This window comes from Salinigranum halophilum (assembly GCF_007004735.1).
Classification (GTDB): Archaea; Halobacteriota; Halobacteria; order Halobacteriales; family Haloferacaceae; genus Salinigranum; species Salinigranum halophilum.
On sequence record NZ_SSNL01000003.1, the window covers coordinates 289,523 to 312,529 of the forward strand.

28 protein-coding genes and 1 tRNA gene are annotated in these 23,007 nt (G+C 67.3%); 15 read left to right on the top strand and 14 right to left on the bottom strand.

Features of this window, described 5'->3' with window-relative positions; genetic code table 11:
- Positions 1-83: 83 nt before the first annotated feature.
- Together E6N53_RS06025 and E6N53_RS06030 are read left to right on the top strand one after the other, a co-directional pair.
- A complete protein-coding gene (locus E6N53_RS06025; RefSeq protein ID WP_142857705.1) occupies positions 84-527 on the top strand; it encodes a GNAT family N-acetyltransferase in 444 nt (147 codons plus the stop codon).
- 48 nt (positions 528-575) lie between these two features.
- Positions 576-854: a WNWW family protein gene (locus tag E6N53_RS06030; RefSeq protein WP_142857707.1), complete on the top strand. Its 279-nt coding sequence runs from the start codon at positions 576-578 to the stop codon at positions 852-854.
- 96 nt (positions 855-950) lie between these two features.
- Here the strand turns inward: E6N53_RS06030 and E6N53_RS06035 are convergent, their stop codons facing one another.
- Both E6N53_RS06035 and E6N53_RS06040 read right to left on the bottom strand, forming a co-directional pair.
- On the bottom strand, positions 951-1,376 hold the full coding sequence (locus E6N53_RS06035) for a type IV pilin domain-containing protein (protein WP_142857709.1): 426 nt from the start codon (positions 1,374-1,376) through the stop codon (positions 951-953).
- 6 nt (positions 1,377-1,382) lie between these two features.
- Complete coding sequence (locus tag E6N53_RS06040) at positions 1,383-1,850, bottom strand: type IV pilin domain-containing protein (protein ID WP_142857711.1); 468 nt, start codon at positions 1,848-1,850, stop codon at positions 1,383-1,385.
- 313 nt (positions 1,851-2,163) lie between these two features.
- On the opposite strand from E6N53_RS06040, the gene E6N53_RS06045 reads away from it, so the two are divergent.
- Positions 2,164-3,435, top strand: coding sequence for an MBL fold metallo-hydrolase (locus E6N53_RS06045; RefSeq protein ID WP_142857713.1), 1,272 nt, complete (start codon positions 2,164-2,166; stop codon positions 3,433-3,435).
- Between the two features lie 6 nt (positions 3,436-3,441).
- Here the strand turns inward: E6N53_RS06045 and E6N53_RS06050 are convergent, their stop codons facing one another.
- On the bottom strand, positions 3,442-3,636 hold the full coding sequence (locus E6N53_RS06050) for a hypothetical protein (RefSeq protein WP_142857716.1): 195 nt from the start codon (positions 3,634-3,636) through the stop codon (positions 3,442-3,444).
- Positions 3,637-3,763: 127 nt separating this feature from the next.
- Between E6N53_RS06050 and E6N53_RS06055 the strand changes: the two genes are divergently transcribed.
- Both E6N53_RS06055 and E6N53_RS06060 read left to right on the top strand, forming a co-directional pair.
- The gene (locus E6N53_RS06055) at positions 3,764-4,618 is read left to right on the top strand and encodes an aldo/keto reductase (RefSeq protein ID WP_236642311.1); all 855 of its coding nucleotides are present in this window, start codon (positions 3,764-3,766) and stop codon (positions 4,616-4,618) included.
- A 99-nt stretch (positions 4,619-4,717) separates the two neighbouring features.
- Positions 4,718-5,107: a hypothetical protein gene (locus E6N53_RS06060; RefSeq protein WP_142857718.1), complete on the top strand. Its 390-nt coding sequence runs from the start codon at positions 4,718-4,720 to the stop codon at positions 5,105-5,107.
- Positions 5,108-5,118: 11 nt separating this feature from the next.
- Here E6N53_RS06060 and E6N53_RS06065 read toward each other — a convergent pair whose 3' ends face one another.
- The 5 genes from E6N53_RS06065 to E6N53_RS06085 form a co-directional block, all read right to left on the bottom strand.
- Entirely contained in the window at positions 5,119-6,066 is a 948-nt protein-coding gene (locus E6N53_RS06065) for a DMT family transporter (protein ID WP_142857720.1), read from the bottom strand.
- A gap of 250 nt (positions 6,067-6,316) precedes the next feature.
- On the bottom strand, positions 6,317-6,598 hold the full coding sequence (locus E6N53_RS06070) for a DUF6360 family protein (protein WP_136589676.1): 282 nt from the start codon (positions 6,596-6,598) through the stop codon (positions 6,317-6,319).
- 52 nt (positions 6,599-6,650) lie between these two features.
- A complete protein-coding gene (locus E6N53_RS06075) occupies positions 6,651-7,160 on the bottom strand; it encodes a DUF5367 family protein (protein WP_136589675.1) in 510 nt (169 codons plus the stop codon).
- Between the two features lie 75 nt (positions 7,161-7,235).
- Positions 7,236-9,068 (bottom strand): nitrite/sulfite reductase, encoded by a 1,833-nt coding sequence (locus E6N53_RS06080; RefSeq protein ID WP_142857722.1) that lies wholly within the window; start codon positions 9,066-9,068, stop codon positions 7,236-7,238.
- Positions 9,069-9,148: 80 nt separating this feature from the next.
- A complete protein-coding gene (locus E6N53_RS06085) occupies positions 9,149-9,490 on the bottom strand; it encodes a DUF8134 family protein (RefSeq protein WP_142857724.1) in 342 nt (113 codons plus the stop codon).
- 301 nt (positions 9,491-9,791) lie between these two features.
- On the opposite strand from E6N53_RS06085, the gene E6N53_RS20980 reads away from it, so the two are divergent.
- From E6N53_RS20980 to E6N53_RS06100, 4 genes are all read left to right on the top strand, one after another.
- Entirely contained in the window at positions 9,792-9,941 is a 150-nt protein-coding gene (locus tag E6N53_RS20980) for a hypothetical protein (RefSeq protein ID WP_201741086.1), read from the top strand.
- Between the two features lie 71 nt (positions 9,942-10,012).
- Positions 10,013-10,690 carry a DUF7119 family protein gene (locus E6N53_RS06090; protein WP_136589672.1) on the top strand — a complete coding sequence of 226 codons (678 nt, stop codon included), beginning with the start codon at positions 10,013-10,015 and terminating at the stop codon, positions 10,688-10,690.
- A gap of 174 nt (positions 10,691-10,864) precedes the next feature.
- Positions 10,865-10,976: transfer RNA gene (locus tag E6N53_RS06095), tRNA-Lys, on the top strand.
- A gap of 267 nt (positions 10,977-11,243) precedes the next feature.
- Positions 11,244-11,675, top strand: coding sequence for a group I intron-associated PD-(D/E)XK endonuclease (locus tag E6N53_RS06100; RefSeq protein WP_142857726.1), 432 nt, complete (start codon positions 11,244-11,246; stop codon positions 11,673-11,675).
- Between the two features lie 114 nt (positions 11,676-11,789).
- On the opposite strand, the gene E6N53_RS06105 is transcribed toward E6N53_RS06100, so the two are convergent.
- On the bottom strand, positions 11,790-12,266 hold the full coding sequence (locus tag E6N53_RS06105; RefSeq protein ID WP_142857728.1) for a deoxyuridine 5'-triphosphate nucleotidohydrolase: 477 nt from the start codon (positions 12,264-12,266) through the stop codon (positions 11,790-11,792).
- Between the two features lie 244 nt (positions 12,267-12,510).
- Between E6N53_RS06105 and E6N53_RS06110 the strand changes: the two genes are divergently transcribed.
- The 3 genes from E6N53_RS06110 (at position 12,511) to E6N53_RS06120 (ending at position 15,598) form a co-directional block, all read left to right on the top strand.
- Positions 12,511-14,484, top strand: coding sequence for an aconitate hydratase (locus E6N53_RS06110; RefSeq protein ID WP_142857731.1), 1,974 nt, complete (start codon positions 12,511-12,513; stop codon positions 14,482-14,484).
- A gap of 109 nt (positions 14,485-14,593) precedes the next feature.
- Entirely contained in the window at positions 14,594-15,139 is a 546-nt protein-coding gene (gene rimI / locus E6N53_RS06115; RefSeq protein WP_142857733.1) for a ribosomal protein S18-alanine N-acetyltransferase, read from the top strand.
- A 39-nt stretch (positions 15,140-15,178) separates the two neighbouring features.
- On the top strand, positions 15,179-15,598 hold the full coding sequence (locus tag E6N53_RS06120) for a DUF5810 domain-containing protein (RefSeq protein ID WP_142857735.1): 420 nt from the start codon (positions 15,179-15,181) through the stop codon (positions 15,596-15,598).
- Positions 15,599-15,602: 4 nt separating this feature from the next.
- Here the strand turns inward: E6N53_RS06120 and E6N53_RS06125 are convergent, their stop codons facing one another.
- Positions 15,603-16,100 (bottom strand): hypothetical protein, encoded by a 498-nt coding sequence (locus E6N53_RS06125; RefSeq protein ID WP_142857737.1) that lies wholly within the window; start codon positions 16,098-16,100, stop codon positions 15,603-15,605.
- A gap of 96 nt (positions 16,101-16,196) precedes the next feature.
- On the opposite strand from E6N53_RS06125, the gene E6N53_RS06130 reads away from it, so the two are divergent.
- From E6N53_RS06130 to E6N53_RS06140, 3 genes are all read left to right on the top strand, one after another.
- Positions 16,197-16,733, top strand: a complete 537-nt coding sequence (locus E6N53_RS06130; RefSeq protein ID WP_142857739.1) for a DUF5809 family protein — start codon at positions 16,197-16,199, stop codon at positions 16,731-16,733.
- Positions 16,730-17,293, top strand: a complete 564-nt coding sequence (locus tag E6N53_RS06135; protein ID WP_142857741.1) for an NUDIX hydrolase — start codon at positions 16,730-16,732, stop codon at positions 17,291-17,293. Before E6N53_RS06130 ends, E6N53_RS06135 begins: the two co-directional genes overlap by 4 nt.
- Before the next feature lie 225 nt (positions 17,294-17,518).
- Entirely contained in the window at positions 17,519-17,878 is a 360-nt protein-coding gene (locus E6N53_RS06140; protein ID WP_142857743.1) for a rhodanese-like domain-containing protein, read from the top strand.
- Positions 17,879-17,999: 121 nt separating this feature from the next.
- Here E6N53_RS06140 and yciH read toward each other — a convergent pair whose 3' ends face one another.
- The 4 genes from yciH to E6N53_RS06160 all read right to left on the bottom strand — a co-directional run bounded on the left by yciH (position 18,000) and on the right by E6N53_RS06160 (position 22,629).
- Complete coding sequence (gene yciH, locus E6N53_RS06145; RefSeq protein ID WP_103427006.1) at positions 18,000-18,293, bottom strand: stress response translation initiation inhibitor YciH; 294 nt, start codon at positions 18,291-18,293, stop codon at positions 18,000-18,002.
- 72 nt (positions 18,294-18,365) lie between these two features.
- Positions 18,366-20,639: a transglutaminase TgpA family protein gene (locus E6N53_RS06150; protein WP_142857745.1), complete on the bottom strand. Its 2,274-nt coding sequence runs from the start codon at positions 20,637-20,639 to the stop codon at positions 18,366-18,368.
- Positions 20,636-21,652 carry a DUF58 domain-containing protein gene (locus E6N53_RS06155; RefSeq protein WP_142857747.1) on the bottom strand — a complete coding sequence of 339 codons (1,017 nt, stop codon included), beginning with the start codon at positions 21,650-21,652 and terminating at the stop codon, positions 20,636-20,638. The genes E6N53_RS06150 and E6N53_RS06155 overlap by 4 nt, the downstream gene beginning before the upstream one ends.
- On the bottom strand, positions 21,649-22,629 hold the full coding sequence (locus E6N53_RS06160) for an AAA family ATPase (RefSeq protein ID WP_142857749.1): 981 nt from the start codon (positions 22,627-22,629) through the stop codon (positions 21,649-21,651). Before E6N53_RS06160 ends, E6N53_RS06155 begins: the two co-directional genes overlap by 4 nt.
- Positions 22,630-23,007 lie beyond the last annotated feature (378 nt).

Consider the following 23,007-nt stretch of genomic DNA (forward strand, 5'->3'; position numbering starts at 1 on the left):
TCTCCCCTTCCCCTGTCCGCTCGATTCTCGCCCCTGAGAGCGTCGGCGCACGTTTGATACGTGCGCCGTGCTACGAGGCGTCCATGACACGCGACATCGACGTCGACGTCGCCTACGAGGTTCCCGAGAGTGGCCTCGCCGACGTGGTTCGGCTCCTCCGCTCGACGGGCTGGGCCGCCGACCGTGACGCCGAGGGCGTCCGCCGGATGCTCGACCACACCGACGTCGTCGTCTGTCTCGTCCGCGACGTCGTCAGCGGCCGGACTCAAGGGGCGGAGGTGGTCGGCTTCGCCCGCGCGCTCACCGACTACCAGTATCGCGCCTTCATCGAGGACGTCGTCGTCGGCGTGCCCTACCGGGGACGAGGCCTCGGGTCGAGACTCGTCGAAGAACTCTGTGCACACCCCGGCCTTACCGACGTCGAGCAGCTCGTGCTGGAGTGTCGGCCGGACCTCGCCGACTTCTACGGTCGCCTCGGCTTCGAACCGGTCCCCGCCGAGTCGATGCTGTTGAAGCGCGAGCGGTGAACGTCGTCCGCGACAAACCGTGAAGTGCCGTCGCCGCCTGGGTCGCACATGGACGAGTCCGAACTCGACCGCGCGCTCAGAGAGGCGTTCGCGGGGACCGACGCCGAGCGTCGCGTGGTCGTCCGGCAGGCGATGGACCTGGCCGACTCCGGTCAGGTGACGCGCGACCGCGGGGTGGCGCTGACGGTGGACGAAGTCGTGCGGAATCTGGCGGACGCGCCCGACGAACGCGTGGCGAACCGGTGGAACTGGTGGATGGGGGCGCTGGAAGTGGCGTATGGGGGGTACGCGGCGTTTCAGGTGCGGCGGTACGAGAAAGAGGAGTGAGTGCTGTTGCTCCGTCGTCAGGTCAATAAGAGGAATTAAAGGACTGCGACGGCGTCGGCCGTGCAGTAATTATGATAAAACCGCGCGTTCAGGGGACTACCCGAAACGGGCGATAGTTGCCGTCTTGTCACTGTTCGCCGACTGCCAAGTCAGACGGACAGTAGGGTCCGAAACCGCGTTGGTTTCAATCACGACCGAGGTCCCTGCGGACATCGCAACGTTGACAGTCCCGTCGTCCTCGACTTCGGAAGCCGCCTGACTGCTGTTGATGTCCCCGACCGCGACGAGATTATTCGCCTCGATAGGGTCACCACCGTCGTGCGTGGCCGTCAGATCGTACGCGCTGCTGTCATAGTCGAAGGTGAACTGTGCCTGTGGTGCGGTCTCGGAGACCTGATCACCTAGTCCAAGAACGAACGTCCCGATGACGGCCGCGAGGATCACCGTAATCGCCACCATGAGGATGACGCCGATGACCGGGCTGACTGCACGGTCTTCCGTGAAGAGTTGCTTGAAATTCATTTCAGTTTATGCCTCGAACTGACCGATAGTGGCGGTCTTGTCGCTGTTCGACGACGACCAGATGATTCTGACCGTAGCAGAGCTCAGATCAAGGTCCCCGCTGCCACCGTTTACCGTAGTGTCATCAATCGTTCCAGATGAGCCTGCGGACACAGTGCCAGAAGAGCCGACAGTGGTCCAGAGGAACTGAGCGTTCGGACTGCCACTGCCAGATGCCCCTGAAATGGAAACGTTCAGGTCCGCAGCTTCGATGGCGTCGCCACCGTCGTGCGTGATTTCGATGCTGTCAGTGGTCCCGTCACTGTAATCAAACGTAAACTGTGCCTGCGGTGCGCTCTCGGAGACCTGATCGCCCAGGCCCAGCACGAACGTCCCGATGACGGCCGCGAGGATCACCGTAATCGCCACCATGAGGATGACGCCGATGACCGGGCTGACAGCGCGGTCTTCCGTGAAGAGTTGCTTGAAGTTCATTGTCGTTCTCTGCACGTTCTGACCGAACAGGGAGTCCCATCGACGCACACGGCGCGCGCCCAGCGGTTCAGTCCGCTGCTCTCTCTCGGTCGACCGTGCCTGGCCGCAGATATTCGATTGGTCTATTAAAACCTGCCCCGCCGATTTTCACTGGTGATACTGGATAGATATACTCTACTTAAACAGTAATTAAAAGAACGACCGTCGGCCGGTCGAAGCGGTGCCGTCTCACTCCTCGTGTGTTCTCAGCGTAGAGAACTGTGGACAGCGCGAACCGACGAACGGAAACCGTCGGAGTCGGTAGTGTGGGCAGATGAAGCTCCAGTTCCTCGGCGGTGTCCGCGAGGTCGGGCGGAGCGCGCTCCTCGTCAACGACTCGCTCCTCCTCGACTACGGCATGCTGACGGGGAACCCGCCGCAGTTCCCGGTCTCTCGGCCCGACCCGGAGGCGGTCGTCGTCAGCCACGGGCACCTCGACCACGTCGGGCTGATTCCGTCGCTCCTTTCGGGGCGGGACCCACCAGCGATTCACTGGACGCCCCCGACGCAGGAACTCGCGCTCACGCTCGCGCGAGACACGCTGAAGCTCCACGGCCCGTCGAGCCGCCGGCCACGGGGCGGTTCGGGAACCCAGGGTGGCGGCTACCGGTGTCCCTTCACCGAGAACGACGTCAAGCGTGTGACTGAGATGTCACACACCCACGGGTACGGTGAGCCGTTCGAGGCCGCTGGCCACGAGGTGACGTTCTACAACGCGGGCCACATCCCCGGGAGCGCGCACGTCCTCGTGGACGATGGCGAGACCCGACTCCTCTACACGGCCGACTTCCACACCGACGACCAGCGACTCGTCTCCGCCTCCACCGACCGTCCCGACGCCGACGCGGTCGTCTGCGAGAGCACCTACGCCGACGTCGACCACGACCCACGGGGCGAGGTCGAAGCGCGATTCGTCGAGAGCGTCCGGCAGACGCTGTGGGAGGGCGGGACCGTGGTCGTGCCGGCGTTCGCCATCGGGCGGACACAGGAGCTCCTCCTCGTCTGCGAGGCGTACGACATCCCCTGCTACGTCGACGGCATGGGCCAAGAGGTGACGCGGATGCTCCGCCAGCACCCCGCGTTCGTCCGCGACGCGGACGCGCTCGACCGTGCGGCCGGACACGCGCGGTTCGTCACGAGCCACGGCCAGCGAACCCGCATCGCCGAACAGAACGCCGCCATCGTCACGACGAGCGGGATGCTCTCCGGCGGGCCGGCGATGACTTACATCCCTGCCATCCGCGCTAACCCGACGAACAAGATCACGCTGACCGGATACCAGGTCGAGGGAACGCCCGGGCGACGACTGCTCGAGACGGGCCGTGCAGAGATCGACGGCCGCGTCATGCCGGTCAGTGCCCGCGTCGAGTCGTACGACTTCTCGGCGCACGCCGACCGCGACGGGCTCCGGTCGTTCCTCGGCGCGTACGAGGACGCGTCCGTGTTCGTCGTTCACGGCGACCGCTGTGAGGCGTTCGCGACGGAGTTACAGGCCGACGGAGTCGACGCGACCGCTCCCGACCTGGGCGCTGTCGTCGAAGTGTAGCGGTCGTCACTCCCGTTCGGCCGGACCGACAAGTTCGAACGAGAGCCACCCCTCGGTGTAGGAGACACCGCCGCGCTCACGGGGACGTGGCTCCAGACCGACGTCGTACCCGTAGACCGTCGCGGAGCCGTCGCGGAGGTCGGACGCGATTCGTTCGAACGTTGCGGCGAGAACGGCGTTCCGGTCTGTCGGGTCGCTCATACACCCTGTCGGTCGGGCACGTCCAAAGGTGCTCGGGGCAGCCCCCCGCTGCACGCGGGTGCGTCGAGCCGCCACCGGCTCGTCTCCATCGCCCAACAGCTATCAGTGCGGCGGCCGAGTCACGGCTGTGACCACGAACGACCTCACCAACCAGAGCGACACGTTCGACATCGGCGGCGACCTCACCGTGCACCGACTCGGCTTCGGTGCGATGCGGATCACCGGCGAGGGCATCATCGGCGAGCCCGACGACGTCGACCACGCGAAGCAGGTGCTCCAGCACGCCGTCGACCTCGGCGTCGACTTCATCGACACGGCCGACTCGTACGGCCCGGGCGTGAGTGAGCGGCTCCTCCGCGAGGCACTGCACCCCTACGACGACGTCGTCGTCGCGACGAAGGGTGGCCTCCTGCGCAACCGCGACACCGACTGGCTCCCGTGCGGCGACCCCGACTACCTCCGAAACGCCCACCTCTGTAGCTGTGACCGTCTCGGCGTCGACAGCATCGACCTCTACCAGTTCCACCGGCCAGACCCCGACGTCCCGTTCGAGGCGTCCGTCGAGGCCCTGGCCGAACTGAAAGACGACGGCGTCATCAAGCACGTGGGGCTCTCGAACGTCTCCGTCGACCAACTGGAGACGGCCCGCGAGATGGTGGACGTCGCCACGGTGCAGAACCGCTACAGCGTCGTCGAGCGCGAGGCCGCGGACGTGCTCGACGCGTGTGAGTCGTACGACATCGGGTTCATCCCGTGGTTCCCCGTCGGCGCGGGTGACCTCGGTGCCAAGGGCGACCTCCTCGAGGAGGTCGCTGCCGCACACGACGCCTCGGTGTACCAGGTCGCGCTCGCGTGGTTGCTCGCGTCCTCGCCGGTGACGCTTCCCATCCCGGGCACGTCGAGCCTCGAACACCTCGAAGAGAACGTCGCGGCGTCCGCCCTCGAACTCACCGACGACGAGGTCGCACGGCTGTCGGCCTGAGGAGCGCTCGCCACTGCCGCGACGGCTCACGGCCCGACGAACCGATGACACGTCGCGGCGGCCACGAGACATTTGGTACCACGTGACGTACTGGTGGATATGGACCGAACACCGACTGGCCTGACCGACGACGAGCGAACGGCGCTGCACGAACTCCAACTCGGCGTCGAGGGTGTTCACCGTGCGTACGGACACCTCCTCGCGTTCCACCACGCCATCGGGCGGTCGATGGACCACTTCGCGGCGGCCGAGCCTCTGCTCCGGGAGAGCGGCCACACCGCGTACGCGGACGCCATCCGGGACGACCACCTGCCGGCGGGCGTCGTCGGCGACCGCTGGTCGTACGAGGTGGTCGAGGCGTTCGAGTCGGGCTTCTTGACCGACGTCACTGCGTTCGAAGCGCGCGCTCGGTCCGACCTGGCCGACGGACAGACCCACGTCGCAGAGCGGGTGCAACAGCAGGCGTGGCGCGAGCGTGCGCAGGACTGAGCGGGGGCGTCTCAGTCGTCGACGGTCTCGAACGAGCCGGTGAGCGCCGGCGCGTCGGGCTCGCGACCGAGCCAGCGGCACAGTGCGGTGACCAGCGCCTGACGCTGGACGACGGCGAAGCCGGCGAACACCACGACGAACCCGAGGGCGGTCGTCGGTGCGACCGTCTCACCCAGGACTGCCCATCCCGTCAGCGCGGCCACGACCGGCATCGCGTACGCCGTGAGGTTCGCCCGAACGGGGCCCACGGTGTCGATGAGTGCGTAGTACGCGGGGTAGGCGGCGGCCGTCCCGAGGACGCCGACGTAGAGGACCGCGCCCACGACGCCGGGCGTCCACGCGACGGCGGACGATTCGCCCAGGCCGAGGCTCACGGCGTGGACCGCGGGAGCGACCACTGCCATCGACCACCCGGTCAGCGCCAGGGTCGGCATCGTTGGACGGATGCGACGGAGGAGGACGCTCCCGAGCGCGACACAGACGGCTGCCACGGCGACGAGGCCCTGTCCCACGCTGCCGATGAGGTTCGCCGGGTCGGGCTGGACGATGACGACGACGCCGGCGAGGCCGAGCAGCAGGCCTCCGGCGTCGGCCACAGAGAGCCGTTCGTCGCGAAGCAAGAAGAACGCGAACACCGGCGCGACGACGGGCATTACCCCGTAGACGACGGCACCGGCGTTGCCCGAGGTCGTGGTCTGCCCGACGAACAGGAAGACGTTGTTCACGAAGATGACGAGCAGGCCGCTGGCGACGACGCCGAGGACGTCGGCACGGGTGTGGGGCCGCCACGCGTCGTATCTGTACCACGCGTACACGAGGAGGACGACGGCGGCGACGTCGACGCGGAGGGCGGCGAACAGCACGGGCGGCAGCGACACGAGGCCGGCCTCGATGCCGACGAACGAGGTGCCGAAGAGGAACGCTGTCGCGGCGAAGAGGAACGCGGCGCGACGACTCACGCGTCCACCCCCCACGCGGCGACTCGGGTGCGTGTCGGCGCGTGGGCGGTGGACGGTTGGACGTCGATACGAGACTGGAGGGGAGATATCGGAATCACTGTCGTTTCTCAACTAAATAGAGGCATTTACACGTGAAGTACTCGTCGATTCGCTCGAAAAGTATGTGAATGTTCGTCAGTGTCCGGGTTCGCACATCGCACGACGACACCGTTCGCTCACGGCGCGGCAGGGGCGTCGACGGGCGACGTCGTCACTCGTCGGCGGCGTCGACCGTGGCGGCGTAGCGCTCGAGTTCGTCGGCGAGTTCACGCGCCTGGGCCGCCGAGAGCGTCACCCGGTCGGCGTGGGGAGGAAGCGTCTCCAGTTGGGTGTTGTCCAGTTCGAGTTCGAGCGTCACGTGGTCGGGGTCCGTTCGAGGGGCGGTGACGTTGAGCACGGCGAAGGCCTCCTCGTCGAAGTCGTGCCCCTGCGCCGAACCGTCGAGCATGTCGAATGTCGTGTACGCGTTGATCTTCAGGAGTCGGTCTGGCATGCGAGCGTCTGGGTGATGCGCCGACAAAGGCGTGTCGCGTCCGAGGGCAGGGTCAGCTCTCGCCGACTGGCTCGTTGCCGCTTCGGTCTCCCGTCGCGTCGTCCGTGTGCTCTGTCGCCTGCTCGGTCACGTCGTCGGACCCGCCGACGTACGTCAGCGGGACGATGCCGGTCAGGAGCACGGACGCGTACGCGAGGAGCAAGAGTCCGCCGAACGTCGAGCCGGCGGCGGGCGACATGTTGGCGAAGACCCACTCGAACGTGGTGACGACGATGGCGTCGAGGACCATCCCGGGGAGGACGAGGAGCGTCGCGGCCGTCAGTCGCCTGTCGGGCGGCACGTCGAGGAGGGAGTAGACGGCGAACGCCAGCATGGCCATCACCGGGACGGTCGTGACGAACACGATCGCGACCCGGCTGCTGTCGTCCGGTGGGAGCAGGAACTGGCCGACGAGCCGGAACGCGAGGGTCGCGAGTAACCAGAGCCCGACGCCTGTGCCGACGAGCGCCGCGGCCTGCGTGCGCGAGTCGACGGCGGCCTCGCGGGAGAGCGGTGACGACATACGAGGGAGAACGTCGGGGACGAACGTCAACGTGCCGACGGAATCGCGCGCGGCGGCGGTGGTGTCGGGGAGAGCTCAGTCGTCAGCAGGGATCGGATTTCCGTCGCGGTCGGTGGGGGCGGGCGAGGCGTTCAGGTCGTCCTCGTCGGCGTAGGGGTACCACGTCATCTTCGTGTTGTGCATCATCGGGTCGTCGTAGTCGGTCTCCTCGGGTTCGACGAGCGCGGCGAGGAACTCCTCGTCGTCCTCGTGGCGCTCGACGAAGTCGCGGAACGTCTCGTACTCGACGGCTTCGCCGTCTCCTTCTCGTCGTTCCGCTGGAACGACGCGCTCCTGCCGATGCGTCTCGAAGTTCGCGAGCAGGTTTCGGAGAGCGCCGGGCACCTCGTCGACGGGGACGCGCTGGGTGACCCACTGGGTGAAGCGAGGGTTCTCGCCGAGGCCGCCGCCGAGACCGATGTCGAGCGCTTCCACCGCCTCGCCGTCTTTCCGAGTCTTCATGCCCCGGAGGGAGACGTCGGCGATCTGTGGCTGTGCGCACGAGGCCGTACAGCCGGAGAGGTGGATGTGGAAGTCGTCGACACCCTCGGGGAGGCCGACGTTGTCCTTCAGCCAGCGCGCGTAGCGCACCTGGCGATTCTTGGTCTCGACGATGGAGAGCGAGCAGAACTCCGTGCCCGTGCAGGCGACCGAGCCGCGCATGAACGGGTGTGGGTCCGGCGAGTAGTTCTCCAGGAGGGGCTCTTCGAGGAGCGCGTCGAGTTCGGACTCGGGGACGTCCGTGATGATGACGTTCTGTCGCTGGGTGACGCGGACCTCACCGGAGCCGTACTCGTCGGCGACACGGGCGAGCTCACGCGTGTCCTCGGTCGCCATCCGCCCGACGAGAACGTTCAGGCCGACGTAGTAGTCCCCGTCGTTCTGCTCGTGGACGCCGACGTGGTCGGAGTGACCGCCCGTAGCACGGCCCGAGTTGTACGAGTAGCTCTCGCGGAGGTCCTCACCGGCCGTCCGAAGCTCGAAGTCGACGTACTCGGCCTGCAGCGTCTCGCGGATCTCCTCGACGCCCATCTCGTCGACGAGGAACTTCATCCGGGCGCTGTATCGGTCCTCACGGTTACCGTAGTCTCGGAACAGCGCCGAGATGGCACCGCCGACCGTCGTCGCCTCCTCGGGCGTGACGAACACGTCGAGGTCGCGGGCGAAGCGCGGTTCGTTCCGTGCGAGTCCGCCGCCGACGTTGACGTTGAAGCCCTTCACGGCTTCGCCGTCGATTTCCTTCGTCGCCGGCTCGAACGCGAGGTCGTTGATGTCGCCCTGCCCGCAGCCCTCGCGGCAGCCGGTCACGGCGACCTTCCACTTCCGGGGGAGGTTCGAGTGCTCGTCGTGCCCCTTGTACGTCTCGTGGAGCCCCTCGGCGACGGGTAGCGCGTCGACGTGCTCGTGTTTGTCTTTCCCGGCGACGGGACAGCCGACGATGTTCCGCCAGGAGTCACCGCAGGCCTGCTGGGTCGACAGCCCAACCGATTCGAGCTTCTCGAAGATCGCCGGGATGTCCTCCAGACTGATCCAGTGGAGCTGGATGGACTGCCGTGTCGTCCAGTCGACCCAGCCGTTCCCGAAGATGGGGTTCTCCTCGGGCCCCTCGGCGTACTCCTCGGCGATGTCGGCGACGACCTCGGTCTGCCCCGGCTTCAACACGCCGTTGGGCGTCCCGATGCGCATCATGAAGTACGACTCTTGGCCGTTGCGCTGGTGGTACAGCCCCCACCATTTGAAGCGCTCGAACCACTCGTCGTGTTCGTCCTCGGGGATCGCATCCCAACCGTCCTCCGCGAAGCGGAAGAGGTGTTCTCGTATCTCGTTACCGTAGACCTCCGACTTCCAGTTCTCGACGTCCGTCGGCATTCGTGTCGCCTCCTACAGACTCCACACGTAAGCCCGTCTGTATGGCGTCAACCCTTCCCGGTGCTTCAGGCAACCAGAAATTATTGCCGTCTCGTGCGCGGGTCGTGCGCGCCGGGTACACGAACCGGCCAGAGGACGCTCTCGCGGTCGATATCGTGGTACGCCCCCTCGACGATTCGTCCGACGGGAAGCCACGGTGTGACTCCCGTCTCGCCGCACGCGATACACTGTCCGTAGACGCGCGTCCCCACGGTCCGTCCGTCGACACCCACCTCTTGGAAGTTCTCGACGACGAGGTCGGGAAGGGCGCAGGCGCAGAATCCGGGGTCGTCGAACCGCCAGAGTTCGCTCACGCTCACGCGGCGTTCGTCGTTGACCGAGATCCACGCACCGTCGTCGAGGATGCGAAGGGCGACGCTCATACTCTAACGTGGGGCGGCACCACCGAGTACGACTCGGCCGCCGCAATCCCTGACGAGTCTGGTGACACCTCGTTCGAGAGCAACCGCACGACGTCGGTATTTTTCGTCGGAACGAGGCGTCGAAGATAGAGGCAGTAGTCTCCGGTAGCCGGGAGTGCTGGCATCGATTACTGGCTGAGGCGGCCTTATTTCTCTGGCCTCCATGGGTGTAATCGATGACCGACTATCTGCGGAGTCGCTACCGACAACACGCACCAGCGGACGTCGCCCCGGAGCTGTACGACGACGTGGAGGACGAACGATGAGTGAGGAACCCGCAGCCGTGGTCGACGACGCGACCGAGAGCGACGACGTCGACACGGCTCACCTCGACGACGTGGAGGCCGGAGCGGGCTGCACCGAGATCTGGGAGCACCTCTCCGAGCGTCGCGAACAGGCCGGTTCCGACTGACCCGATGCTGTGGCGTTCAGTCGACCGTACAGCGAGGTGTTTTTGCTATCGGCGACCAACCGACGGACGAGATGAGTGACGGAGACGGTCCTCGTCGGTGGACACATCCCGCCGACCGCGAGGAACCGGTCGGCGAACCGGTGGTCCGCGCCGATCCGTCTGTCACGGGCGAGCGAGCGCGCGAGGCCGTCGGCTTCGACCCCGACGACCCCGAGAGCGTGCAGCTCGCGGCCGAGACGGTCCGGGCGTTCTCGGAGAACACGGTCGGCGCGGAGGACAACGTCTACATGCTCCGCGGCGCGGCGGCCTGCGCCGCGCTCGTCCGCGGGGTCGGCTCGTACAAGCGCGCGGCCGAACGGGCCGGCGGTGACGTCTCGGTCTCGTTCATCCGGAAGTGGGCCCGCGTCCACGACCTCCCGCAGGCGATCCGACGACACGTCGCCCGCGGCGACATCGCCCCGACGGCGGCGAAACACATCGCCCGCGTCTCCGGTGACGCCCGCTTCGCGCTCGCGTGGGCGGTGCTCGACAGTGACCTCACGGTCCGCGAGGTACGCCGAACCGCGAGCGCCGTCAACAACGGGACGTCCGTCGAGGCGGCGCTCACCGAACACGGCGTCGTCCTCGGAGAACTCGCCACCCGGCTCCCGCCCGAACTCTACCTCGAACTCCGGCGGCGTGCCTCGCTGGAGAACGTCTCCCCCGACGACGTGCTCGCCGACGCGCTGACGGCGTACTTCGCGGAGTGACTGGCGAACGGGCGACCGGAGAGTGACACGAGGCGGGTGGTCGCGCTTCCGCAGCACGCCCCGTCGGAGCGGGTCAGGACATGCGATGCGGTGGATTCGTCTTCGCATTTGAATCGGCGGGCGCATAGGGCGACAATAAACGCTTATTAACACGCCACGGTTATCGATGTTTGAGGGCCGGTAGCTCAGTTCGGCAGAGCGTCTGGCTTTTAACACAGTCACTCGTTCGATTCGGGTGGCCGTGGAAGTGACCAGACGGTCGGGGGTTCAAGTCCCTCCCGGCCCGCTCCTTTGTGCGGACGTAGTGAACCAAAGAGCGACGGCTTGAGGGATTGAATCAGAAAGCGTAGTGAGCGACAGCGAACGGAGCGACTGTGGTTCAAGTCCCACCCAGCCCGTATTCCTGTGCACTCGATAGGTAGTGAAATCACATGGATACGGACGGGACGAGTAGGTGATAGTGGAGTCTGTATTACTCATCTGTGGTGTGACACGTGGAGTGAATTTACGTAAGGGGGACCTGTATTATTGTTGTACCCTGTGAGTCTTGTTCATGGTCACCCCACATCCAAAACAACGGGGACAACAGAGTGAAGCGGCGGTCCTCTTCGAGTTCGTCGGTCGTGGATTATCAGTTCTCCAGCCATCCGGTGATAACGAACGCTATGACTTGGTCGTAGAAATCTCGGGGACGTTCTACCGGGTACAGGTGAAGACTGGACGATTAGAAAACGGTCGAGTCCAATTCGAGACTCGAAGCTCCGGAACATTAACAAACAAAATCAGTAAGCGTGGATACGATGGTAAAATCGACGTCTTCGCCGTCTATTCTCCAGAGAGACGAGAAACGTTCGTCGTACCTATTGAAGATGCGCCAGAGACCTCAATGGGTCTACGAGTGTCTGCCGCACAAAAACAATCACCGAATATCAACTGGGCCGCCGATTACTCTGTCGAGAGATGGCTTGAGACAGTGGGCGAGTGACTCAGACACCTGTTGCAACTAAATAGCCACGCCGTCTTCGATGACGATGGTAACCCGGACTAATTTACCTGAGAGATGTCGGTCCAGAGAACTCCCTCAGAGCGACGACGAGTCTCACTCGGTCCGCTCGCCCTGATAGCTCCCGTCGTACGTCCCCTCGTGAGTCGCCTCGGCGAGTACCAACTGTGCGATTCGCGCGCCGCGTTCGAGGTCGATGGGGTGGTGGACCTGGAGGAGTCCCTCTCCCTTTCCCTCGTAACCCGCGTCCCACACCGCGGTGTTGAGCATACAGGAGTTGCGCATGAGCGAGGAGCGTGGGTAGATGAACCCGACGTGGCCCTCGGGGATGTGGACCGTCTCGGCGTACTGGACGACGTACCCGCCGGGGGTGAGCGACACCCACTCACCGCCATCACGGGATTCGAACTCGACGGGGCGGCGCTCGCCGATCCGTTTGCCGTCCGTCGAAATCTGTCCGGTTTCTGTCTGTTCGAGCACCGACGCGAGCGTGAGGTCGACGCCGTTCGGCTGGACCTGTGTCTCGTCGACGGGTGTGACGTGGTCGGCGACGTACGCACCGCTTTCGAACATGGCGGGAGTGGTGAGAGTCGACGCAAGACCGTTTCGAAGTCGATACGCGAGGCTGATGACGGTGCGAGACGGGGTTGTTCATATACGTTACGGTCCGGCAGTCGTGCGTGGTGGAGACCTTTACTCAGGCGCGAAACAATGTAAATTACGTCGCGAAAATTGCCGGACTGCAGGGAGTTTCACATGGTAGACTGACACAGAACAGGGAGGATTTATATCCGTCCGCCATCGACGGGCAAACGTTATGGGACTGACGTTGACCGAGAAAATCCTCGACGACCATCTCGTCGAGGGAGAGCTCGAGCCCGGCGAGGAGATCGGGATCGAGATCGACCAGGTGCTGACACAGGACACGACTGGGACGATGGTCTGGCTACAGTTCGAGGCCCTCGACCTCGACGAGGTCCAGACCGAACTGGCGGCGCAGTACTGTGACCACCAGACGTATCAGTTCGACTTCAAGAACACGGACGACCACCGCTTCCTCCGCTCCGCGGCCGGGACGTACGGCGCGTACTTCTCCCGCCCGGGTAACGGTATCTGCCACAACGTCCACAAGGAGAACTTCGCCGCGCCCGGCAAGACCCTCCTCGGCTCGGACTCGCACACGCCGACGCCCGGCGGACTGGGTCAGCTCGCCATCGGTGCCGGTGGCCTGGACATCTCCGTCGCCATGGGCGGCGGCGCGTACTACGTGGAGATGCCCGAAGTCGTGAACGTCCGCCTCGAAGGTGAACTCCCCGAGTGGTCCACCGCGAAGGACATCATCCTCGAGATGCTCCGCCGTGAGACGGTCAAGGGCGGCGTCGGCAAGGTGTTCGAGTACACCGGCCCCGGCGCGGAGTCCCTGACGGTCCCCGAGCGGACGACCATCACGAACATGGGCACCGAACTCGGTGCCACCTCGTCCATCTTCGGCACGGACGAGGAGACGCGCGACTACCTCGCCCGACAGGGCCGCGAGGACGACTTCGTCGAGCTCTCGCCCGACGAGGACGCCGAATACGCGGACGAAATCGTCATCGACCTCGACGAACTCGAGCCGCTCATCGCGCAGCCGTCGATGCCCGACAAGGTCGTGCCCGTCCGCGAGGTCGCCGGCACGGACGTCGAGCAGGTCATCATCGGCTCCTGTACCAACGGCGGCTACGAGGACGTCCTCCCGGCCGCGAAGATGGTGAAGGGCCGCGAGGTCCAGAAGGACATCGAGATGATCGTCGCCCCGGGCTCGAAGCAGGCCGCCGAACTGCTCGCCCGCCAGGGCTGGACCGCCGAGATGATGGCCGCCGGGGTCAACGTCTCCGAGGCGACGTGTGGGCCGTGTATCGGTATCGGCCACGTCCCCGCCTCCGACTCCGTCTCGCTCCGGACGTTCAACCGCAACTTCGAGGGCCGCTCCGGTATCGAGGACGACTCCGTCTACCTCTGCTCGCCGGAAGTCGCCGCTGCCGCGGCCATCCACGGCGAGATCATCGACCCGCGCGACCTCGCCGACGAACTCGGCGACCTCGAGGCACCGGGTATCGAACTCCCCGAGAAGTACGACGGCTCGAAGACGGACCTCATCACGCCCGAGGACGCCATCGACGACGAGCTCATCAAGGGCCCGAACATCGGCTCCGCCCCCATCGGCGAGCCGCTCGAGGCCGACATCGCCGGTGAGGTGCTCCTGAAGATGGAGGACAACATCACGACGGACCACATCATCCCGGCGACGTCGGACATCCTCATGTACCGCTCGAACATCGAGAAGCTCTCCGAGTTCACGCTCTCGCGCGTCGACGAGACGTTCGCACAGCGCGCGATGGACGCCGACGGCGGCGTCCTCGTCGCCGGCGAGAACTACGGCCAGGGCTCCTCACGAGAGCACGCCGCGATGTGTCCGCTCTACCTGGGCGTCGAGGCCGTTCTCGCGCAGTCGTTCGCCCGCATCCACAAGGCGAACCTGTTCAACTTCGGCATCCTGCCCCTGACCATCGACGCCGACACCTACCAGCAGATCGACCAGGGTGACGACGTCGAGGTCGTGACGGACGTCGCCGAGGCCGTCCAGGCCGGCGAGGAAGAGTTCACGGTCCGCGTCAACGACGACTGGGAGGCGACGGCCACGCTCAAAGCCTCCGAGCGCGAGCGCCGTATCCTCGCCGCCGGTGGCAAGCTCCGCCTCACGAAGGAACAGTACGAGTCCGGCGGCGGCGCGGCACCCGCCGACGACTGAACCCACCTCGCCCACGTTCTCCGTTTTTTCTCCGCACCGAGCCGTCGCTCTTTCCCCCCACCCGTCTCTGGCCGTCGTCCTTTTGCGGCCCCCTCCCGTATCCGACGACGTGTCCCCCGCACCCGGCTCTGACGAACACCTCTCCGCACTCGACGAGGTCGTGATTCGACAGGCCGAACAGGCGGACCTCCTCGACGTGTTTCGGCTCGAACGCGCGACGTTCCCCCAGCCGTGGCCGTTCTCGGCGTTCGAGTCGTTCCTCGGCGAGGGTGGCTTTCTCGTGGCCCACGTCGGACCGTCACCCGACATCGTCGGCTACGTCGTCAGCGACACGACGCCGAACTACGGGCGCGACATCGGTCACGTGAAAGACCTCGCCGTCCACCCGCGCGCTCGCGGGCAGGGGCTCGGTCGGACGTTGCTCCGTCGGGCGCTCGAGACGCTCGCCGTCGACGGCGCGGCGCTCGTCAAACTCGAGGTACGGGCGACGAACGACGCGGCGCTCGCCCTCTACCGAAGCGAGGGGTTCGAACCGCTCCGCCGCATCCCCCGCTACTATGCCGACGGCGAGGACGCCTTCGTGATGGTCCTCGACCTCTCGGAGTGGGGCGCGTCGGGAGGCGACGACGCGCCCGACGAGCCCGCGGCCGAGTAGAGCGCGGACGTTTTTGCCCGCCGGTCGCAACTGTGGAGTATGGGCTACGCCTGTCCGGTCTGCGACGACCCACAACAGGACACCACACACCTCGCCAACCACCTCGCGTTCCAGGCGCTGACACACGGCGACGACCACGAGTCCTGGCTCGACGAACACGCCCCCGGCTGGGCCGAGGGGGGACCGGCCGACCTCGCCCCGCGACTGGAGGAACTCGCGGCGGAGGCCGAGTACGAGGTCGTGTTCGAGGACACTGCTGGAGGAACGAACGCGGACACGCTGTACGACCCCGACTTACAGGGCGCTGTGGGTGGACACGGACACGACCACGGTCACAGCCACGGTCGTTCGGGCGACGACGGCATCGACGTCTCGGACCTCGACCCCGAGGCGCGCGAGATCGTCGACGAGGCGCGGGAACTGACGCGAGAGATGCTGGACGACGAGCGCGGCGAGTAGGCCCTCACCGCCCGTCGAGCGCTGCAGTCGCTCCGGCGACGACCAGCAGGAGCGCCGTCCCGACGCCGGCCAGGGCGCACACTCGGACGAGGTCGTCGGCCGGCGACGAGAAGAGCCCGGGCAGTCCGACGAGAGACCAGAGGTCCGCGAGCGCGGGAACGGCGACGCCGGCCAGGAACCACGCCGCGGGCGCGGGTACGAGCCGGAGCTGCTGGCCGAGCACGCTCGCGGCATCGCCCGTGACGACCGGCGTCGCCTCCTCGCCGAGTCGCACCCCGCGGACGACCACGTAGACCAGCGCCGCGACCACCCCGGTCGTCCGGACGGCCCAGGAGACGAACGGTTCGAACGCGAGCCATGAGAGGACGGTCCAGAGCAGCACGACTCCCGCGATGGGGAGGCTCTCGCGGAGGGCGTGAGCGGGGCTGAGGGGGGACGGTGGGGCCACCGAGACGACCGGGAGTCGTTCCGTGACCGTGCGGTGGAGGGCGAGTGCTGTCATCGGACGCCCCAACGTTTCGCTGACGACATCAAAACCGCTGTGGCCACCCTCGGGAGTCCGACACAGGTAAACCGCCACCACCACCACGTACGACCGATGCGTACCGAGGGAACCCTGGCACCCGACACCCACGAGGAGGCGCGCGAGGCGTTCGAGGCCGCCGGGCCCGTCGCACAGCGGGTCGTCCGCGAGACGGCGCGAGCGATGGCGTTCGACCCCGAGGAGTACCGCGAGCGCGTCACGGGAGCCGTCGTCTCGACGGCCCGCGACGTGCTCTTCTCGTCGCGCCTGCGCGTCCACAGCGGGACGCGCGCCGAGTTCGACGAGTGGTGTGCCGACCACGACGCGTACGAGGTCGTCGAGGTGGGGAGCCCGAACGTCGAGCGGGTCGTCTGGCACCCCGCGCCGTTCGTCGAGCGAGTCGTCGCCGCGAGCTACCAGGACGAGCGTGACGCCGCCGTCGAGATTCTCCGGCGACAGGCGCTCGGTCGGGTCTACCGCGTCGAACTCGACGGGCTCGACGGGGCGGCGGCGACAGATACCGTTGCGGCCGAACGCGGGGAGGCAGCCTCGGCGGCGGGTGAACGGGGTGCCGACGAGCGCGGGCCCGACACGGACGGGAGCGACCGATGACTGACGACGGCCGCCGCCACGACCCGCTCGCCGACCCCGAGTGGCCGGTCCTCGAATCCGCGGTCGAGTACGAGACGGGGTGGTTCACGGGCGGGTACGACCTCGTCGAACAGCCGAACGGGACCACCAAGCGTTACTACTGGGCCGAACTGGCGACCGCGGTGGTCGTCGTCGCGGTCACCGACGACCGGCTCGTCATGGTCGAACAGTACCGGCCCACCATCCGCGAGACGCAACTGGAACTCCCCGCGGGTATCGTCGAGGCGGGCGAGTCGTTCACCCACGCGGCCGAGCGCGAACTCCGCGAGGAGACCGGCTTCGAGGCGTCGTCGACGAGTCTCCTGCAGGAGGTGTGGTGTACGACGGGGATGCTCAGACATCGTCGCGGCTTCGTCTTCGCCGAGGGGCTCTCGCCGGCCGACCAGGACCTCGACGACAACGAGTTCCTCCAGGTCCGCGCGATTCCGCTCGACGAGGCCGTCGACGTCGCTCGCGCCCAGCCGACGAACGACGCCACCGTCGAGGGCATCCTCATCGCTCACGACGAGGGACTGCTGTAGAGCCCGCCGAGACTCCGAACGGTTCGGTGATCGGCTGGTCAGTCGTGTGTGCCGCCGGTGAGCGTGAGTGGTCGTGGTGACGGTGAGTGAGCGTGGCTGTGTGGCGTCAGCCGCGAGGACCCGTTCCCCGTCGTTTCTGCCGGTGTGGTATCCCTGCTTCGGCCGACCGTCCTCACCGTCCAGAGCGCCGAGTGACTTATCCACCCGTACCCGCTCTACCCGGGTATGGACGGCGAGATCTCCACCGACGAGGTCGCTTCGCTCTTGAACACCGAGAACCCGCCCCGCATCGTCGACATCCGCTCGCCCGGCGCGTTCGCTCGCGGTCACATCCCCGGGAGCGAGAACGTCCCGTTCGGCCGTCTCCCGGAGATGGTCGAGTCGCTCGCCGACGCCGACCACATCGTCACGGTCTGCCCACACGGGAAGGCGAGCGTCCAGGCGGCCCGGCTCATCACCTCGTTCGAGGGAACGAACGACGCGCGAGTCGAGAGCATGGCTGGCGGACTCGAAGCCTGGGCGGGGCCGCTCGAAACCGACGACGAGCGAGCGACGGCCGATTCGAGCCCCGACTCGCCGTTCTGACCGACTCCGTCTCGTCGTGATTCCGGCGGTTTCGACTCACTACTTGCCACAGCGTCGGCTCTGACGGTCCGACGACACTGTACGAGAAACGAACGGCTCGACGCGGACTGCTACGCCGTGTTCATGCGACGTTGAACCCTTTGTCGCGGAGGAAGTCCTCCACGCGCCCGGTGTGGTTCCCCTGGAGTTCGATGGAGCCGTCCTCGACGGTCCCACCGCAGGCGAACTTCGACTTCAGGTCCGACGACAGGCTGTCCATGTCGACGTCCTTCGGGTCGAACCCCTCGATGACCGTTACCTCTTTTCCGTAGCGTCGCTCGTCGATGTGGATATTGATCTCCTGGGACTCACGGGCCACGTCCTCACAGACGCAGAGTTCCTCAGGCAGTCCACACGTCGAGCATACCTCTGACATTCCAACCTGATTTCTGAGAGCGAGATACAAAACAGTATCGGGAGGACGCACCGCTCGACAGACCGATTCGGCTCAGGTCGCCGACGCGACCGGCTCGTCGTCCCGGCTCGCGAACAGTTCGCCCACGACGGGCGTCACCTCCCAGACCAGGTCGTCGACGAGTGTGACCGCTCGCTCGGCCTCCGCCGCCGAGACGCCCGAGCCGTACCGTGAGCGCTCGTACACGTCGGCGACGCGTTCGACCCGACCGTCGAGGCCGTGACCGCGGCGTATCGCGCCGATGTACGCGCGTGGGGTCTCCGTCGGACGGCGCGCGCGATACTGGCGTTCGAGGAGCCGCTCGAGACGACCGTACGCCCGTCGGACGTCGGCTTCCGTATCGCCCGTCGACCGCTGGTACCGCAGGCGGAGTTCGGCGACCAGCCACGCGGTGAGGCCGACCCGCCGCGCGCCCGCGACGAGGCCGACGAACGCGACGAGGCCGAGCCCGAGCGTCTCCCGCGAGGGGAGCTCCGGCACCTGGAACCCCTCGTCCGTGTCACCGCCCTCCGTGCCGCCGTCCACGAGTCCCGCTGCGGGCGTGGCGTTCGCGTCGATGGGGTTCCCCTCGATGTTCCGTCGGACCGCGTCGCTCTGTGAGGTGTTGTTCACCGAACTGTCGTTCGTCTCGAACGGTGTGACGGTCGGGGTCCCACCGGCTTCGGGCTCGGTATCGTTCGTGTCGACGCCGGCCTCGTCGTTCTGTCGCGCCTCGGTGAGGCGGGTCCGCTCGGCGGTCTGGCGCGGCGTCGCGGGCGTCGGGTCGAAGCGGACCCAGCCGACATCCGGGAAGTACACCTCGACCCACGCGTGCGAGTCGAGGCCGCGGACGACGTACTCGCCGTCGCTCACCTGCTCACCCGGGGTGTAGCCGACGGCGAACCGCGCGGGGACGCCCTGTGCCCGCAGGAGCGTCACCATCGTCGTCGCGTAGTACGTACAGTAGCCGGCGTCCATCTCGAACAGGAACGACTCCGCGATGTCGCCGTCCGGGCGCTCGACCGTCAGCGAGTAGCGTTTGTTCGCTTCGAGCCACTGCTCGACGGCGACGGCCTTGTCGTAGGCGTTGTCCTCCCCGCCGGCGATTTCGGCTGCACGTTCGCGCACCCGCGTCGACGTGCTCTCGGGGAGCTGGAGGTACTGTTCGCTGACGGCGTCGGGGTAGTCCGTGCCCGCCCGACGGAGCTGTTCGGAGGTGTACTGCGGGACGCGGCTCTCGACGGTGTAGCTGTCGCCGGGTGCGAGGCTCGCCGCGGGCGTGAAGAAGCCCTGCTGGGTGATGCGGACCTGCCCGGCGGCCCCCTCCGAGACGGAGACGGAGACCGGCTTCCACGCCGCCGGCATCGCCGCGACCGCCGATTCGGCCGTCACGGTCTGGCTGACCCGCCGCGAAGCGCCGGGCGGGCCGTCGAGGCCGCCCTGATAGGGTTCGGTGTCGCCCGTCCGCACCCAGCCGTCGCCGGTGTAGCGGTCGTACGACGCGGTCTGCCAGTACTGGCGCTCGTCGGCTTCGATGGTGTAGCGGACCTGCGGCGACAGGCGGATGGAGCCGAGGACGTCGATCCGTTCGGGCGAGTTGACGAGGCTGGCCTCCACCGTCGGCGAGCCGCGGTCGGGCAAGAGCGGCTGTGCCGCCCCACCGGGGACCACCGAAAGGGTGGCTGCGAGGACGACCATCGCCGCCAGCACCGCCACGAGCGTATCGAGCTGCGCGACGGTCCCTCCGTACGCGTCGAGCGTTCCCAGTCCCACCGCCGCACCCGCGCCGAGGACGCCGACGAGCGTGGTCGCCGTCCCGGCGTCGCCCGTGAGCACGAACAGGCCGAGCGTCGTCCCACCGACGGCGACGCTCAGGGCGTACCGCTCGCGCATCGCGAGGTACCACGAGAGGAAGACGGGGCCGGGCGCGACTGCGAGCGCCCACACGTCGGCGGCGGTCAGCCGCAGCACCGAGAGGCCGGTGAGGAGCGCGACGGTGTCCGAGAGGAGTCGCTCCGTCGAGAGGAGCGAGAGCTGGCTCGCGGGGATGGCGAGGAAGTAGGTCACGGTCCCGCCCACGAGGAGGACGACGGTGAAGAAGACGGCCGTCCGGATGCGGAGGAACCGGCCGAGCGCCGTCGCCAGGAGGAACGTCCCCACCACGAGGAGGAGGAACACGCGGTTCCCGCCGACCACGTTCGTGACCCGCGAGAGGACGCTCAGATACGACAGCGTCAGGACGAGGACGCCGACGAGCGCCGGCGTCCGAAAGCTGGTCCGGTCGCCGAGCCCCTCCACCGCCCCCAGCGACACCCGACGGGCGCTCACGCCGTCACCTCCCGCGATGTGGTCGACGTGTCGGCGGCGTCGCGGAACCCGGAGTGGTCCGCGTCCGTCACCAGGTCGTCGAACGGGACGTCGCGGTCGCCGAGGCGGACGACCGTCCCGCGACGGGTCGCGCGCACCGCGACGAGCGGGTCTTCCTCCGGAGTCGCCGTGCCGTGGCCGACCCGTGCGAGGTGGTCGAGCGCCTTCCGGCGGTCCCCGGGAGCCACCGCGAGGGTGCCGGTAGGCGTCACGAGCGTCACGGGGACGCCCGCCCGCAGGAAGGCGAGGACGACAGTCGCCCCGGCTTCCGCCATCTCGTCGGCGCGGCCCTCGTCCGCCGAGAGGGCGACGACGACCGTCCGCGAGCGGTTCTCGGCGCTGAACTCCTTGACGACGAGGTCGTCGCGTTTGGCCGACGACTTCCAGTGGACGTCGCGGAGCGAGTCGCCGCGGACGTACTGCCGGAGACGGTCGAACTCGTCGCGGTCGTTGCTCTCGGCCGTGTCGTGCAGCGCGAGCAGGTCGCGCTTCGCGCGGTTCGAGAGGTCGTGTACCCGGGGATAGACGAGCACGTCGTCGGTGTCCTGCACGGAAAAGCGCCTGGCGGCGAGACCGAGGACGTCGCGTGCGACGAACGAGACGGGGCCGAGGGTGTGTACGCCGCGGCGGCGGTACGTCACCTCGTACGAGACGGGGTCGCGCCCGACGGTCGTCTCCGCGTTCGCCTCACCCGAGACCCCCGGCGGGAGCGCGTCGCTGACCGTCGCGGTGAACGGAGTGTCGGTCTCGAACCCCAGAGTGACGGTGCCCGCGTCGCCGGGGAAGCCGTTGTCGGGAAGCGCCCTGTCGATTCGCGGCTCCCCGGTCCGGCGAACCTGGACGACGGCGGCGACGAGCGCGACGAGGCAGGGGAACACCACGGCGTTGAGCGAACGTGCGCCGAACGCCGCCGCCATGAGGGTCCCCGAGAGGGCGACGACCACGACCGTCCACCCCCGTCGCGTCAGCCTCATTCGACCGGGACGGTGTCGAGCGCTCGCTCGACGACCGCAGCGCCGTCGTCGTCACCCCCACCGGGGCGGATGCGGTGGCTCCACACCGTGCGGACCTCCGTCTGGACGTCGTCGGGGACGACGTAGTCGCGACCCTCCAGCACCGCCCGCGCCTGTGACGCGCGGACGAGCGCGATGCCGCCGCGCGGTGAGACGCCCAACTGGGCGTGGTCCCGCGTGAACGACGCCAGCCGCGTGACGTACGACCGGACCGGTTCGCGCACGTCGACGGTGGTCACCGTCCGCCGGGCGCGCTGGACCTCGGGGACCGAGGCGACGGCTTCGAGCGACTCGATGGGGTGGTCGCCGGCCACCCGACCGAGCAGTTCGGTCTCGTCCGCCTCGGAGGGGTAGCCCAGCCGGAGCTTCTTCATGAAGCGGTCGATTTCGGCCATCGGCAGTTCGTACGTCCGGTTCGGCTCGACGTCGTTCTGCGTCGCGATGACGGTGAACGGCGAGGGGAGTCGGTGGGTGTCGCCGTCGACCGTCACCTGGTCTTCCTCCATCGCCTCCAGGAGTGCGGCTTGCGTCTTCGGCGGGGCCCGGTTTATCTCGTCGCCGAGGACGACGTTGGCGAACACCGGGCCGGGCTGGAACTCGAACTCGCGGCTCTTCTGGTTGAACACGTTCACGCCCGTCACGTCGGAGGGGAGGAGGTCGGGGGTGAACTGGACGCGCTTGAACGTACAGTCGATGGAGGTGGCGATCGAACGGGCGAGCATCGTCTTCCCCACGCCGGGGACGTCCTCTAAGAGGAGGTGCCCCCGAGCGAGGAGCGTGACGAGGATGTGCTCGATTGCGCCGTGCTGACCGACGATGACGCGCTCGACGTTCTCGGTGATGCGGTCGGCGAGGCCGGCCGCGCCGTCGACCGAGAGCGGTTCGAACTCGTCGGCGGTGGGTGTGACGTTCGCCTCGGACTGGCTCGCGTCGGTCACGCCGCACCCTCCGCCACGTCGCTGGCTCGTCGGTGCCTCCGGGGTCGCTCTGCCGCGCCCGAACTGGCGGCGGCGCGAGCACGGGTGCCCGACCGAGGAGCCACATACGGAGACCGAGACAGCGGGCTGGGGAACAAGTGCCTGTTCGTCCTCACGGTTACCGTGTCTAGTTGCCCGAGTCACGTAACTTTGCTGGGTGTGTTCAGGTGCCACACCAGCGGACGGCGCGGCCGACCGTGATGGGGGCCTATCGGTGACCAGCCAGCCGTCTTCGACCGCGCGCAGACCCGACGCTTTTTACCGCTCCATCGCCGGCTATCCCCACATGAACGGCAGCGGGGACACCGACCCCGACGCAGACACGAGCGACGCCGAGCG